The organism is Bradyrhizobium sp. CCBAU 45394 (assembly GCF_028128655.1).
GTDB classification, from domain to species: Bacteria; Pseudomonadota; Alphaproteobacteria; order Rhizobiales; family Xanthobacteraceae; genus Bradyrhizobium; species Bradyrhizobium diazoefficiens.
The window spans coordinates 296859-310715 of record NZ_LBIX01000012.1 but is presented as its reverse complement, the minus strand read 5'-3'; the positions used below and the strand labels follow the sequence as shown (position 1 = coordinate 310715).

General features: G+C 64.9%; 12 protein-coding genes. 2 read left to right on the top strand and 10 right to left on the bottom strand.

Translation table 11 applies throughout. The annotated features are described in order from the left end of the window. Positions 1–25: 25 nt before the first annotated feature. From WN73_RS08625 to WN73_RS08590, 8 genes are all read right to left on the bottom strand, one after another. Positions 26–1330, bottom strand: coding sequence for a TRAP transporter large permease (locus WN73_RS08625; RefSeq protein ID WP_271552347.1), 1305 nt, complete (start codon positions 1328–1330; stop codon positions 26–28). Between the two features lie 31 nt (positions 1331–1361). Next, on the bottom strand, positions 1362–1955 hold the full coding sequence (locus WN73_RS08620) for a TRAP transporter small permease subunit (protein WP_028172992.1): 594 nt from the start codon (positions 1953–1955) through the stop codon (positions 1362–1364). Positions 1956–1963: 8 nt separating this feature from the next. Further along, positions 1964–2962: a TRAP transporter substrate-binding protein gene (locus tag WN73_RS08615; protein ID WP_271552346.1), complete on the bottom strand. Its 999-nt coding sequence runs from the start codon at positions 2960–2962 to the stop codon at positions 1964–1966. 30 nt (positions 2963–2992) lie between these two features. Continuing rightward, on the bottom strand, positions 2993–4651 hold the full coding sequence (locus tag WN73_RS08610; RefSeq protein ID WP_271552344.1) for a hydantoinase B/oxoprolinase family protein: 1659 nt from the start codon (positions 4649–4651) through the stop codon (positions 2993–2995). Positions 4652–4653: 2 nt separating this feature from the next. Continuing rightward, the gene (locus WN73_RS08605) at positions 4654–6738 is read right to left on the bottom strand and encodes a hydantoinase/oxoprolinase family protein (RefSeq protein ID WP_271552342.1); all 2085 of its coding nucleotides are present in this window, start codon (positions 6736–6738) and stop codon (positions 4654–4656) included. A gap of 140 nt (positions 6739–6878) precedes the next feature. Then, positions 6879–7700: an NAD-dependent protein deacetylase gene (locus tag WN73_RS08600; protein ID WP_271552341.1), complete on the bottom strand. Its 822-nt coding sequence runs from the start codon at positions 7698–7700 to the stop codon at positions 6879–6881. A 146-nt stretch (positions 7701–7846) separates the two neighbouring features. Then, complete coding sequence (locus tag WN73_RS08595; RefSeq protein ID WP_011089917.1) at positions 7847–8251, bottom strand: hypothetical protein; 405 nt, start codon at positions 8249–8251, stop codon at positions 7847–7849. A 45-nt stretch (positions 8252–8296) separates the two neighbouring features. Next, on the bottom strand, positions 8297–9076 hold the full coding sequence (locus WN73_RS08590; RefSeq protein ID WP_028172988.1) for a sensor histidine kinase: 780 nt from the start codon (positions 9074–9076) through the stop codon (positions 8297–8299). A gap of 745 nt (positions 9077–9821) precedes the next feature. Here WN73_RS08590 and WN73_RS08585 point away from each other — a divergent pair. Continuing rightward, the gene (locus tag WN73_RS08585) at positions 9822–10082 is read left to right on the top strand and encodes a DUF1488 domain-containing protein (RefSeq protein ID WP_161536566.1); all 261 of its coding nucleotides are present in this window, start codon (positions 9822–9824) and stop codon (positions 10080–10082) included. Positions 10083–10135: 53 nt separating this feature from the next. Here WN73_RS08585 and WN73_RS08580 read toward each other — a convergent pair whose 3' ends face one another. Both WN73_RS08580 and WN73_RS08575 read right to left on the bottom strand, forming a co-directional pair. After that, positions 10136–10972 (bottom strand): SDR family oxidoreductase, encoded by an 837-nt coding sequence (locus WN73_RS08580; RefSeq protein WP_271552340.1) that lies wholly within the window; start codon positions 10970–10972, stop codon positions 10136–10138. Between the two features lie 73 nt (positions 10973–11045). Continuing rightward, the gene (locus WN73_RS08575; RefSeq protein ID WP_060910229.1) at positions 11046–12365 is read right to left on the bottom strand and encodes a solute carrier family 23 protein; all 1320 of its coding nucleotides are present in this window, start codon (positions 12363–12365) and stop codon (positions 11046–11048) included. A 139-nt stretch (positions 12366–12504) separates the two neighbouring features. Between WN73_RS08575 and WN73_RS08570 the strand changes: the two genes are divergently transcribed. Then, positions 12505–13833, top strand: a complete 1329-nt coding sequence (locus WN73_RS08570; RefSeq protein ID WP_271552339.1) for a dicarboxylate/amino acid:cation symporter — start codon at positions 12505–12507, stop codon at positions 13831–13833. Positions 13834–13857: the final 24 nt, after the last annotated feature.

Here is a 13857-nt window from a genome sequence, read left to right as displayed (position 1 = left end):
GCTATGTCGCCGGGGCGGCGCAAATCTATCCGTACAGCACCCGCGGCAGGATCGTGACGATCCCGGGCCACAGCGTCAGCAGCAGCACGAAGCCGACCATGATCATGAGATACGGCATCGTGACGCGCGCGATGTAGCCGAGGCCGTCTTCGGTCAGGCCCTGGATCACGAACAGGTTGAAGCCGACCGGCGGGGTGATCTGCGCCATCTCGACGGCGAGCACCAGGAAGATGCCGAACCAGATCTCGTCGAAACCTGCGCCCTTCACGATCGGCAGCACGATCGGCAGCGTCATCACGATCATCGAGAAGCCGTCGAGGAAGCAGCCGAGGATCAGGTAGAAGATGATCAGCACCACGATCAGCATGAAGGGCGACAGGCCGAGCCCCTTGACGAAGGCGGCGACCGCCTGAGGAATGCCGAGGAAGGCTGCGGCATTGCCGAGGATCGAGGCGCCGAGCACGATCAGCGCGATCATCGAGCAGGTCACGACCGAGCCGATCAGCACGTCGCGCATCACCTGCGTCGACATCGAGCCTTGCGCCCAGGCGACCAGCCCCGCGCCGAGCACGCCGACAGCCGCGGCTTCCGAGGGCGTCGCGAGCCCGCCATACATCGAGCCGAGCACGCAGGCGATCAGGAACAGCGCCGGCGCGAGATCCTTGAGCGCCGCAAAACGCTCGCCCCACGGCACCTGCGAGAGCTTTGCCTCCGTCTCCGGCACCATCGAGGGCTTGAGCGTCGTGTGCAGCATCACCCAGCCCATGAAGGTGGCCGCCAGCAGCAGGCCGGGCAGCACGCCGGCCGTAAAGAGCTTGAGAATGGAGACGTCACCGAGCACGCCGTAGATGATCATGATGTTGGACGGCGGGATCAGGAAACCGAGCGTGCCGGCGCCTGCGAGCGAGCCGATCGCGATGTCGCGCGAATAGCCGCGGCGCAAGAGCTCGTTGAGCGACATGCGGCCTATCACCTGCGTGGTCGCCGCGGACGAGCCGGAGATCGCCGCGAAGATGGTGCAGCCGATCACGTTCACATGCAGCAGCCGGCCCGGCAGCAGACCGGCCCAGGGCGCAAGTCCCTGGAACAGCGAGCGCGACAGGCGGGTGCGGAACAACAATTCGCCCATCAGGATGAACAGCGGCAGCGCCAGCAGCTCCTGCGTGGTCAGAATGTTCCAGGCGTATTGCGGCAGCAGCTTGTCGAGCGGAATCGAGCGGAACATCGCCAGCAGCAGCGTGGCGGTGAGCGCGAGCGTGAGGCCGATCCAGACACCGCCCGCCAGCAGCGCGAACAGGATCCCAAACAGGGCGACGACTTCGATGGTCATGCGATCTTGAATCCGGGTGCGGGCAAAACGATCATTCGACGGGCGAGGCCTTCATGCGGTGATCCTCGAGCGGCAGGCCGAGGATGGCCTGGATCGCGCGCGCCAGGAACTGGAGCGTAAGCAGCAGCATGCCGAAGGTGACGACGGCTTCCGGAAACCACAGCGGCGTGTCGCTCGAGGTCGAGACCTGGCCGCGCACATAGGCGCCGTAGGCGAACTTCGCCATCGCGGAGGTCAGGAACGCCATGAAGGCGAAGCCGGCGGCGGCCGAGAGGATTTCGATCGCACGTTGGAACGGTGCGGGGACGTTCTTCAGCAGCAGCACCACGCGGATGTGGCCGCCGACGCGCAGGGTCATGGCGGCGCCGAAGGTGAAGGACGCCGCCATCAGGTAGGAGGAATATTCCCACGCGATCGAGATGGTCGGCGGGAAGAACGGCAGGAAGTTCGAGAGGAAGCGGGTTGCGACCTCGCACAGCATCAACAGCGTCAGTGTCAGCAGACAGCCGCCGCCGATCCAGCCGTCGAGCCGGCCGAGACGGTCGATGCCGTCGAGCAGGATGCGCAGCGGCGCGGGCGCCGCTGCATTGAGACTTTGCGGTGCTGCGGGCGAAACGCTGACCATGGCTTGGCTCAGCGCTTCATTTCAGCGAGATAGGCCCGCACCGGCTTGTCGGCCGCCGGCACGCGCTTGAGGAAGGCGTCGAGCTGCGGCGCGGTCTTGGCCCGGATGTCCGTCATCATCGCCTCCGAGACCGGGATCACCTCCATGCCGCCTTCCTTGAGGCGGTTGAGACTGTCGACGTCGGCCTTGAGCGAGTTCGCCCAGAAACCCGGCTCCATCTTGGCGGCGGTATCCGCGACGAGCTTCTGCTGATCCGCGCTGAGCGCCTTCCAAGAGTCGAGATTGACCGTGAGCATCTGCGACGACCAGACGTGGTTGGTCGGGTAGATGTACTTCAGAAACTCCCAGAACTTACCGTCGACGCCCGACACCGCCGAGGTGGAGACGCCCGAGACCGCCCCCGACGCCAGCGCGGGGATCGTCTCGCCCCAGGGGATCATCACCGGCGCCATGCCGACCACCGCCAGCATGTCGACGGCGTTCTTGTCGGGCACGCGGATCTTGATGTTCTTCAGGCCCTCGAGGTCGGCGACCTTGACCTTGAGATGCAGGTACTGCGTCGGCCACGGCACGATGTAGAGGATCTTCTGGTTGTTACGCGCGGCGACCTTCTCGTATTCGGGCCGCACATATTTGTGCAGCACCTTGAGCTCGTCCATAGAGCTGCACAGGAAGGGGATGCTCTCGACGCCCATGAAGGGCTCATCGCCGACCTGCTGGATGTTGAGAACGTCGGCGAGCGGCACGAGGCCATCGCGCACGGCGCGCAAGTGCTCGGGGCCCTTGAAGCCGAGCTGGCCGCCGGCCTTCACGGTGATCGCGACCGAGCCGCCGGTCTGCTTCTTCACCTCCTCGGCAAACGCCATCGCATTCTGGGTGTGGAAATTGCCGTCGGGCCAGACCGTCGACATGTCCCAGCTTGTCGTTGCGGCCCGCGCGCGGGTCGAGATGTGGCCGGCGGCGAGCAGCGTCGCTGCGCCCGCAGTGAAGTTCCGTCGCGTGATCATTGAGCCCCTCCGTTCACGACGCCTGACGCGTCATCGCGTGTACCCATAAACCGCAACCGCGTTGTCCGCAGACACGAGGCCGCTTTCGATGTCGTCGTTGACGGCCGCGCGCGGCCGCTCAGCCGGATCGCCGATGCCGGCGCCGCCGGGCGTCAGCACCACCAGCCGATCGTCCGGCGGCACCTGCTGAAAGCCCTTGCCACGCAGCTTCTTGCCGGATTTCAGGCCGACATAGCCGGCCTCGCCGTTCCGGCCGCCGTCGCGGCCGCGCGGCGGATGATCGATACGATCGAACGCTGCCAGAATGTCGAACGGCGCGTCGACGCCGCTGCCGACCTCGATGATCTGGCCGAGGCCGCCGCGGGTGCGCCCTGCTCCGCCGGAATCCGGGCGCAGCTCCTTGCGCCAGAAGATCAGCGGCGTCTGTGTTTCCGCGATCTCGACCGGCGTGCCGCGCACGCCGCTGGGATAGGCGGTGGCCGACAGGCCGTCCTTGCCGAAGCGCGCACCAGTGCCGCCATTGCTGGTGACCGCCATCGAGAACCCGTAATTGCCGCCGACGCCCGAACGAGTCTGTCCGCGCACATTGAGATTCCACAGGCACGAGGTGCCTTCCGCCGGCACGCGCTCGGGAATGATCTGGCGCAGGCAGCCGAACACGACGTCGGGCAGCATCTGGCCGATGATGTGGCGCGAGGCGACCGGCGCAGGCTTCGGCGCATTGAGGATCGCGCCAGGGGGAGCCGACACCGTCAGCGGCGAGAGCGAGCCGGCATTGTTCGGAATCTGCGAAGCGACGACGCAGCCGAGGCCGAACACGGTGTAGGCCGTGGTGTAGGACAGAGGCACATTGATGCCGAACTTCGAGGCGGCCGAGGTGCCGTCGAAATCGACGTGAATGCCCGCGTCCGAGATCGTCAGCGTTGCGGCCAGCGTCACCGGCGCGTCATAGCCGTCGACGACCATGGTGTTGCGCCAGCTTCCCTTCGGCAGCTTGGCGATCTCGGCCAGCACGGCCTCGCGCGAGCGGTCGCAGATGTAGTCGCCGAGCTCGTCCAGCGTGTCGATGCCGAACTCGGTCATCATCTCGACCAGGCGCTCGCAGCCGACGTCGTTGCAGCCCGCGAGCGAATAGGTGTCGCCCTCGGTGTCGATCGGCAGCCGCGTGTTGGTGCGGATCATCGCCATCAGCGTCTCGTTGACGACGCCCTGGTCGATCAGCTTCAGCATGGGGATGTAGAGCCCCTCCATGAACACGTCGGTGGCGTCAGGGCCGAAGCCGATGCCGCCGATGTCCATGAGATGGCTGGTGCAGGAGAACAGCGCGACCGGCTTGCCGTCCTTGAAGCACGGTGTGGTGACGACGAAGTCGTTGAGGTGGCCGGTGCCCATCCAGGGATCGTTGGTGATGTAGGCGTCCCCCTCCTTCATCGTCTCGATCGGGAAGCGGTCGATGAAGTGCTTGACCGATTCCGCCATCGAGTTGACGTGACCGGGCGTGCCGGTGACCGCCTGCGCCAACATCCGCCCCTTGAGGTCGAACACGCCGGCGGAGAGATCGCCGCATTCGCGCACGATCGGGCTGAACGCGGTGCGGAGCAGCACCTGCGCCTGCTCCTCGACCACGGCGATCAGCCGGTGCCACATGATCTGAAGGTCGATCAGGCTCGCGCCATTTGCCTTGCTCATGATCAAGCTGCCTTCCGTTCCATGACGATGCTGCCGGCACCGTCGATATGGGCGTCAAAACTGTTGGAGACGAAGGTCGAGGTCTCATCCTCCGCGATCACCGCGGGGCCGGCAATCGTCGCCCCCGGCGCCATGTCCTCGCGGCGATAGAGCGGGATCTCGATCACCTCTCCGGCCCGGCCGTCGAAGAATTTCCGGCTGCCGGACGCCTTGCCCGCAGGCATGCGTGCGACGGAAGCGACGACGGACGGATTGCGCGCATCGGTGGTCGCGAGCACCGACCAGCTCAGGACCTCGATCGCAGCGCCCGGAATCGACCGCTCGAACATGGAGGAATAATCCGCCTCGAACTTCTGGCGCAGGCCGGCGAGATCGGCTGAATTCAGCGGCCGGTTCGGCAGCTCGACGCTGATCTCGTGGCCCTGGCCGACATAGCGCATGAAAGCCGCGCGGCGTTCGCGCACCGGCGCACCGGCAGCACCAGGCTCGACCAGCGCACGCGCCTCGGTCGCCATCTCCTGCAAGAGGTCGGAGACCGCTTTGGTGTCGAAATCGTCGAGCCGGACGTGACGGCTGCGCACCAGTTCGTAAGCGATGGGCGCCGCCAAAAACCCGACCGCGGAGCCGACGCCGGCATTCGACGGCACGATCACCCGGGAGACACCGATCTTCTCGGCGACACGCGCCGCATGCAGCGGTGCGGCACCGCCGAAGGCGATCAGCGTATGCTGGCCGACCACGGCGCCACGCTCGACCGCGTGTACGCGTGCCGCACTCGCCATGTTCTCGCAGACGACCTCATGCACGGCATAGGCCGCGGTTTCCGCCGACAGGCCCAGCGGCTCGCCGACGCTGCGGAGCAGCGCCTGCTTCGAGAGTTCGGGGTCGAGCTTGATCGTGCCCCCCGCGAAGGCGTCGGGATCGATCATGCCAAGAGCGACGTCCGCATCGGTTACGGCCGGGCGCTGGCCGCCGCGGCCGTAGCAGGCGGGGCCCGGCTCCGAGGACGCGCTCTCGGGGCCAACGGTGACGCGCTTCATCGCGTCGACATGGGCGATCGAGCCGCCGCCGGCGCCGATCTCGACCATCTCGATCACGGGAATGCGCACCGGCAGGCCGGAGCCTTTCAGGAAGCGCGCGGCGCGATCGACCTCGAACACGCGCGAGGTCTCGGGCTGGTATTTCTCGATCAGGCAGATCTTGGCCGTGGTGCCGCCCATGTCGAAGGAGAGCACCTTGCTCTCGCCGAGACGCGCCGCGATCTGCGCCGCGAAGATCGCGCCGCCGGCAGGACCGGATTCGACGAGGCGCACCGGAAAGCGCCGCGCCGTCTCGATCGAGGTGACGCCGCCGCCGGACGTGACGAGATAGATGGCGCCGCGGAATTGCTCGACCTGCAGGGCATCGGCCATGCGGGCGAGATAGCCGTCGATCAGCGGTTGCACATAGGCGTTCGCGACCGCGGTGGACGTGCGCTCATATTCGCGGATCTCCGGACACACCGCCGATGACACCGTCACGGAAATGCCGGGCATCTCCTCGCTGAGGATCGCGGCTGCGCGGCGCTCATGCTCGGGATTGGCGTAGGAATGCAGGAAGGCGATCGCGACGCTTTCGACCTTCAATTCACGCAATTTTGGCGCGAGTGCGCGCACCGACGCCTCGTCGAGCGGGAGGCGGATGGCGCCGTGCGCGTCGATGCGCTCGGGCACGGTGAAGCGCAGACTGCGCGGCGCCAGCGGCCTCGGCTTGTCGATGGTGAGGTCGTATTGGTCGTAGCGGCTCTCGGTGCCGATATCGAGCACGTCGCGAAAGCCGTCGGTCGCGATCAGCGCCGTCTTGGCGCCGCGGCGCTCGATGATGGCGTTGGTCGCGAGCGTGGTGCCGTGAATGAAGACGTCGATGTCGCTGATATGCGCGCGGGCATCGGCGAGAATGAGACGCATCCCGTCCAGCACCGCCTGTTCGGGCCGCTGCGGCGTCGTCAGCACCTTGCGCGTCTTGCGCACCTCGCCCATGTCCAGAACGATGTCGGTGAACGTGCCACCGATATCGACGGCAAGCCGCACCTCGGCTCCCTCAAGCATTCCAAATTCTCCGGCTGATCGTCAAGACTGGGGACAAAAACGCAGCAATTTCCGTGCCATCAGGCATGCCGGCAACGCCGCGCCCGGCTATTCTGCTTGGCACCCATGCAATAGGCAAGGCGTGTTCGCCCCGCACGCGATCAGAGCAGGAATGCAAGCGCCGCTTCGCAGCGCTCCTCGACCTTGAGCGTCAGGAGATCGTCGGCGCGGGTGCGCCCGAGATTGACCGCGGCGATCGGGATCTGCCGCTGTGCGGCAGCCTGCACGAAGCGGAAACCGGAATAGACCATCAGCGAGGAGCCGACGATCAGCATCGCGTCAGCCTGCGACAGATGGTCTTGCGCGGTGGCGACGACGTCGCGCGGCACGTTCTCGCCGAAGAACACGACGTCGGGCTTGAGGATGCCGCCGCAGGCTTCGCAGGCGAGCACCTTGAACGACGAAAAATCCGCGTGCTCCAGATCGGCATCGCCATCAGGCGCATCCGCGGCATCGAGCGCGAGCCATTCTGCGTTGGCGCGGCCAAGCGTATCCTGGAATTCGCTCCGCGGCGTCTTCGCCCCGCAGCCCATGCAGCGGACCAGATCGAGCCGACCATGCAGGTCGATCACCTGCCTGTGGCCGGCGGATTGATGCAGCCGGTCGACATTCTGGGTCAGCAGCATCCCGCACCGCCCGTTCGCCTCGAGCCGGGCCAGCGCATGGTGCGCATCGTTCGGCCTCGCCTGACCGAACCGCCGCCAGCCGATCAGGCTGCGTGCCCAATAGCGCCGGCGCGTGTGCTCCTCCGACATGAAGGCCTGGAAATTGACCGGCTGGGTCCGCTTCCAGTTGCCATGGCTGTCGCGATAATCGGGAATGCCCGAATTGGTGCTGCAGCCGGCGCCGGTCAGCACGAACAGACGTTGGTGCCGGGCGACGAAATCCTGGAGCGATTGGTTTGCCAGCGGAGCATTTGACATGGCGCAGATGTAGTCCGCGCCGCGACATTTTGCCAGATCACTCCCGGACCGGCGGATCGAAGCCGGCGACGGCTTGATCCGCGCCGGAGAAATGCCGGCGGCGAATGCTCGCGCACCCGTTTGTTCTGCCCCGAACACATCACCCGTCAGATCTTGCTGGGATCGGTGTCATGCCTGTGCTTGTGAAGAAACCGGGCTATCTGCCCACGGAGCGCCGCCGTGTCCAACAATGTTCCGACCGATCCGGCGGTGTCGAAGATCTCCCGCTGAAGCGTCGTCGGCAGGGAATTCCATTGCATGATGACGGCCGCGCCGAGACACCGCAAGACACGCTCTTCCTCCGCCGCCAGGGCTGCGCCGCGCAGTCGCTCCGTCCCCCCGGCGTTCACTGCATCCACGTATTGGTCCGCGAGGACCTGCTCGTTGTCCGCGCGCGATGCAAGGCTGTCCTGCAGTTTCTCGAATTTGCGGGTATCATCCTTGCCGGGCGAACTCCTGGCCAGTTCGCCGTACGCGGCCGCTCTTGCACGATACTGTAGAAATTTGAACATGCCGCCTCCTTTCGTTGAAAGTCTCGGCGTATTTCAGCCTGCCGGCTAGGCCGGCATCGGGACACTCAGAGAAGCCAATGGAGCGTCGAACGTGTACGCGAAGCCCCTCTCCGCGTAGGTCAATTGCACGTCGCCCTGGAGTTCGCGACCCAGCGTCTCGATCAATCGCGTTCCGAAGCTGCGCTTTGCGCGTGACTGGATCACCGGACCATTCTTCTCGATCCAGGTCAGGCGCAAGCGTTGCGTCTGCGGATCGATCGTCCAGTGGAGATCGACGCACCCCTTTGGAGCGGAAAAGGCTCCATACTTCGTGGCGTTCGTGCAAAGCTCATTGAGCGTCATCGCGACCGCGACCACGGCAGCCGAATTGATCCGGAGATCGGGCCCCGAAATCGAGAACTTCGATTCAGCAGGATCGTCGAAAGCTTCGACGGCGCTGCGGACGACCGCCCCGAGGTCGGCGCTCGACCAGCTCGCCCGCACGAGGAGATCGTGCGCCCGGCCAAGCGCGAGCAGCCGCCCCGCGATCGCCTGCTGTGCGTGCGCCAAGCCTTGCTCGCCGCGCAAGCTCTGGGAGACAATGGCCGAGACGGTCGCGAGCGTGTTCTTGATGCGGTGGTGCAGTTCTTCAAGGATCAGCTTTTGCAGCTTCTCGGACGTCTCTCGCTCCCTGGCGTCGATGCCCGCCCTGGCAAGCAGGCCCCTCGTGTTGATCTCGGCCTGGGCAAGGAGAAGCCGCAGGCTGACATTCTCTGCCGCCAGAGCATCCTCATGCGACTCTCCGCCGCCGAGGTGCTGGCCCGTGCGGAGATCGATCTCGAGCATTGGCGACTGTGTCACGAGGGTTGCTGCCGGACCTGGTTTCAGTGGAACGCTCCGTCACGAAGGCGGGATTTCAGCGGCGTCGTGATCTTGCTTGGGTGCCTTCGCTGGCGAGAAATACGCGAGGATTTCAGCGGCATTTCCGAGAATCGCGGCCCTGCGCATTGCCGCCGTACGTTTGTCACCCGACGGCATCTCGCGAGCTCGACGGAGGGCGTCGATCGCCCTCGAGTTCAACTCGCAACCCACCGACGGCTGAATTGAGTCCAATGCGGTGCTTGCCTGATCCGACGGCGAAGGCGCGCCGAAGCCGACTACCATTGAATCAGCATCGAAACGGCGATCACCAGCACGAAGAAGATGGGCAGCAAGACCGGAGGTACGAGCCACTCGCGAAGGGTGAATCCGGGGGAAACCGACATATTGACCGCCTCTTGGTCGCGGCGGGAGCGCAATGCTCTCAGTCACCGATAACGGCCGAGGGGCGGGCGGTGATCAACGAGATATAGTCACCTTTCGCCGAATAGCGAGGCTTGCGACGAACTATTTGTCGCGAGCAGCATCGAACCGGGTTGTATCCCTGTCGCCAGATCATCATTTGAAAGAGGCGCAACCGGTTCGCTCTTGTCAGGTCTCGACGAAACGTCCGTGTACCTGACGTACGCAAGCCGAGCGTCGGCCACCCAGCGTGCCCCCGGCTCAAACGGCGTGAAGGCGCACGGCACCTGCAACCTGATCGGCCCGAACCATGATTGATTTTCCAAATCACAGTCGCTCATATGACCGGACACGCCATGCCGTGCGGTTCTGGGGACACGACAGCGCCATCGAGGCCTCGTTCTTCATCGATGAAGGCGCGTTGATGCGGATTCAACCGGGCGTCCATGCGACCGAATCGGGACTCCTGAACGCGTTCGATTGCAATCGCGACTTGATATGTGCCACCGCGGCCAGGAAGTATGTGCGCGGCAGCAGAGGCTCCTACGACCTGCTCGCAGGAGATTTCTGAAGCGATCGGCACGAGGGTGAAGAGTTCGTGGCTTCGTCCGTGAGCCCACGTTTCTAGCTTGCCCAGTTCTCGCGAAACTCGGGGAACATGGTCAGGCCCCCGCAGGCATAGATCGTCTGCCCGGTGATGTAGCTCGCATCGTCTGAAGCAAGGAAGGCGAACACGGCGGCGATCTCTTCCGGCGTGCCGACGCGGCCGAGCGGAATATGGCTGGTGACGACGCCGCGCTTTTCCGGGTCGCCCGTCCAGGCCGCGTTGATCGGCGTGTCGATCGCGCCCGGACCTACCGCATTGACACGGATGCCGTGCCTCGCGAATTCGAGCGCCAGCGTGCGCGTGAGGTTGGCCAGGCCGCCCTTGCTGATCGAATAAGCGAGATAGCCGGGCTTCGGAATGATCTGGTGGACGCTGGAGCAATTGATGATGCTGCCGCCTCCGCCGCGCGCGACGAAATGCGCCAGCGCCTTCTGCGCGCAGAGCACGGCACCGTTGAGATTGACGTCGATGATGCGGCGATAGATTTCGACGTCGAGCGCATCGCTCGGCGATTCCCGCTGGAAGCCGGCATTGTTGACGAGACAGTCGAGGCGCTTCCAGCGCGCCAGGATGGTCTCGAACATCGCGGCGATGTCCTGCTCGCTGCCGATGTCAGCCTGGACGATGACATGATCGAGCCCGCCGTGGCCGCGGTCGCCCGATGCCGTCCGCGCGAGCGCGAGCGTCTCTTCGGCCTTCCCAGGGTGATCGAAATAGTTGATGGCGACGGTCGCGCCTTCCTGGGCGAGCCGGACGGCAACGGCACGGCCGATGCCTTGCGAGGCGCCGGTCACCAGCGCGTATTGGCCAACGAGGCGCGAGGGAAAGGGGATCGAGCGGTCGGTCTGTGGCATGAGCTTTCTCCGGAGTGCCTCATCATCGACGGAAACGACGTTTTGTTCCATCACACCAGCGCAGCCCTGGGATTCATTCCGCGTGTTGCGCGAGGGAAGAGGTGAGGATCTGATAGAGGATGATGGCGCCGAAGGTCGCGGTTCCGATCCCGCCGATCGTGAACGCGCCGAATTTGAGCGTGAGGTCGCCCGCGCCCGCGGTCAGCGCCACGGCGACGGTAATCAGGTTCGCAGGATTGGCGAAGTCGACCTTGTTCTCGACCCAGATCCGCCCGGCCATCGCCGCGATCAATCCGAACAGCACGATCGAGAGGCCGCCGATGACGGGACCCGGGATCGACAGGATCAGCGCGCCGAATTTCGGCGAGAAGCCGAGCAGGATCGACACCGTGGCCGCCAAGGCAAACAGCAGCGTCGAATAGACCTTCGTCGCCGCCATGACGCCGATGTTCTCGGCATAGGTGGTGACGCCGGTGCCTCCGCCGCAGGCTGCGACGATCGTGGCCAGGCTGTCGGCGAACAGGGCGCGGCCGAGATAGGCATCGAGGCTGCGGCCTGTCATGGCACCGACGGCCTTGATGTGCCCGAGGTTCTCGGCGACGAGGATGACCGCAACCGGCGCGATCAGGAAGATCGCATCGGCCTGGAAGGTCGGCGTGGTGAATTTCGGCAGGCCGAGCCACGACGCGGCCGAGAGCTGTGCGAAGTCGATCGGCTTGCCGAAACCGAGGCCGTTCGCGAACAGAAAATACAAGAGATATCCGCCGATCGCCCCGAGGATGATCGGCAGGCGGCGCCACAGGCCTGGAGCTGCAACGGCGACCACGCCGATGATGAGAACGGTCGCAAGCCCGATCCAGGTGTCGAACGCATTGGCGCTCACCGCCTTGACCGCGACCGGCGCGAGGTTGAGACCGATCGCGGCGACCACGGCGCCGGTGACGGCCGGCGGCATCAGGCGCTCGACCCAGCCGACGCCCGACCACATCACGATCAGCGCAATCGCGCCGTAGAGCACCCCGGCTCCGACGATGCCGCCGAGCGCAACGGAGATGTTCGGGTTCGGCCCCTGCCCGGCATAGCCCGTGGCGGCGAGGACGACGGCGATGAAGGCGAAGCTCGATCCGAGATAGCTCGGCACGCGTCCGGCGACGATGACGAAGAAGATCAACGTGCCGACGCCGGAGAACAGGACCGCAACATTGGGATCGAACCCCATCAGCAGCGGCGCGATGATCGTCGAGCCCGACATCGCCACGCAATGCTGCAGACCGGAGACGATGGTCTGGCCCCATGACAGCCGCTCCTCCGGCATGATCACGCCCGAGGTCTTGAGTTTCCAGCGCGGAAAGTAGCCCTGCGTCTGCTCGTCCGAGCCTGTCGTGGTTGTCATGCTCCCCCCGTTGCGGTGCAGCGATTGATCTTCGTGCGATCCGACAAAAATGTGATTGTCGCTTCTGCGGCGGCCATCACATGATGCGAGTCATGCAAGATTCAAATCTTGCAAAATCAATGCGTTCCGGGCTCATCATATGACACAGATCGCGATCCAGCCAGCCATCCGTCGCCGGCATCAGCCCTGGTACAAGATCCTCTACATCCAGGTGCTGATCGCGATCGTGCTCGGAGTGCTCATCGGCTATTTCTATCCCGATTTCGGCAAGGAGCTGAAGCCGCTCGGCGACGGCTTCATCGCGCTGATCAAGATGATGATCGCGCCGGTGATCTTCTGCACCGTGGTGCACGGCATCTCCTCGATGGGCGATCTCAAGCGTGTCGGCCGGGTCGGGCTGAAGTCGCTGATCTATTTCGAATCGGTCTCGACCGTCGCGCTCGCGGTCGGCCTTTTGGTCGGCGAGGTGCTCCAGCCCGGACACGGCTTCAACATCGATCCCGCCACGATCGACCCGAAATCTGTCGCGACCTACGTCACCAAGGCCAAGGAGGAAGGCATCGTCGCCCATCTGATGGCGATCATCCCCGACAGCTATGTGGGCGCCATCGCACGAGGCGATTTACTCCAGGTGCTGCTGATCTCGATCCTCTCGGGCTTCGCCATCGCCTTCCTCGGCAAGGCCGGCGAGCCCATTGCGGATGCGATCGACAAGGCCGCGAAGATGTTCTTCGGCATCATCCGCATCATCGTGCGCGTCGCTCCCGTTGGCGCGTTCGGCGCGATGGCGTTCACCGTCGGCGCCTACGGCCTCGGCTCGCTGCTCAACCTCGCCGCGCTGATCGGCACGTTCTACCTCACCAGCATGCTGTTCGTGCTGATCGTGCTGGGCGCGATCGCCCGGCTCGCCGGCTTCTCGATCCTGCGCTTCATCGCCTACATCAAAGACGAGCTGCTGATCGTGCTCGGCACGTCGTCATCGGAGACCGTGCTGCCGCAGATGATCCAGAAGATGGAGCATCTCGGCGCCTCCCGCTCGGTGGTCGGCCTCGTCATCCCGACCGGCTACAGCTTCAACCTCGACGGCACCAACATCTACATGACGCTGGCAACGCTGTTTCTGGCGCAGGCGACCAACACGCATCTGACGATCTGGCAGGAGCTCGGCATCCTCGGCATCGCCATGATCACCTCGAAGGGCGCCTCGGGCGTGACCGGCGCCGGCTTCATCACGCTCGCCGCGACGCTCTCGATCGTGCCTGATATTCCGATCCAGTCGATCGCGATCCTGGTCGGCATCGACAAGTTCATGAGCGAGTGCCGCGCGCTGACCAATCTGATCGGCAACGGCGTCGCCTGCGTCGTCATCAGCATCTCCGAGGGCGAGCTCGACCGCGACGCGCTGCACGAGACCATGGCCCATCCGCTGGAGATCGGCGAGGCGCTGGAACCGGGCGGCGGCGCGTAAAGCGACACAGATCGAGCAGGAGCA

What these genes read in the sequence shown, in the direction of transcription:
- WN73_RS08625 (WP_271552347.1), bottom strand. Translation starts at nt 1,330, where the DNA reads ATGACCATCGAAGTCGTCGCCCTGTTTGGGATCCTGTTCGCGCTGCTG.
- WN73_RS08620 (WP_028172992.1), bottom strand. Translation starts at nt 1,955, where the DNA reads ATGGTCAGCGTTTCGCCCGCAGCACCGCAAAGTCTCAATGCAGCGGCG.
- WN73_RS08615 (WP_271552346.1), bottom strand. Translation starts at nt 2,962, where the DNA reads ATGATCACGCGACGGAACTTCACTGCGGGCGCAGCGACGCTGCTCGCC.
- WN73_RS08610 (WP_271552344.1), bottom strand. Translation starts at nt 4,651, where the DNA reads ATGAGCAAGGCAAATGGCGCGAGCCTGATCGACCTTCAGATCATGTGG.
- WN73_RS08605 (WP_271552342.1), bottom strand. Translation starts at nt 6,738, where the DNA reads ATGCTTGAGGGAGCCGAGGTGCGGCTTGCCGTCGATATCGGTGGCACG.
- WN73_RS08600 (WP_271552341.1), bottom strand. Translation starts at nt 7,700, where the DNA reads ATGTCAAATGCTCCGCTGGCAAACCAATCGCTCCAGGATTTCGTCGCC.
- WN73_RS08595 (WP_011089917.1), bottom strand. Translation starts at nt 8,251, where the DNA reads ATGTTCAAATTTCTACAGTATCGTGCAAGAGCGGCCGCGTACGGCGAA.
- WN73_RS08590 (WP_028172988.1), bottom strand. Translation starts at nt 9,076, where the DNA reads ATGCTCGAGATCGATCTCCGCACGGGCCAGCACCTCGGCGGCGGAGAG.
- WN73_RS08585 (WP_161536566.1), top strand. Translation starts at nt 9,822, where the DNA reads ATGATTGATTTTCCAAATCACAGTCGCTCATATGACCGGACACGCCAT.
- WN73_RS08580 (WP_271552340.1), bottom strand. Translation starts at nt 10,972, where the DNA reads ATGCCACAGACCGACCGCTCGATCCCCTTTCCCTCGCGCCTCGTTGGC.
- WN73_RS08575 (WP_060910229.1), bottom strand. Translation starts at nt 12,365, where the DNA reads ATGACAACCACGACAGGCTCGGACGAGCAGACGCAGGGCTACTTTCCG.
- WN73_RS08570 (WP_271552339.1), top strand. Translation starts at nt 12,505, where the DNA reads ATGACACAGATCGCGATCCAGCCAGCCATCCGTCGCCGGCATCAGCCC.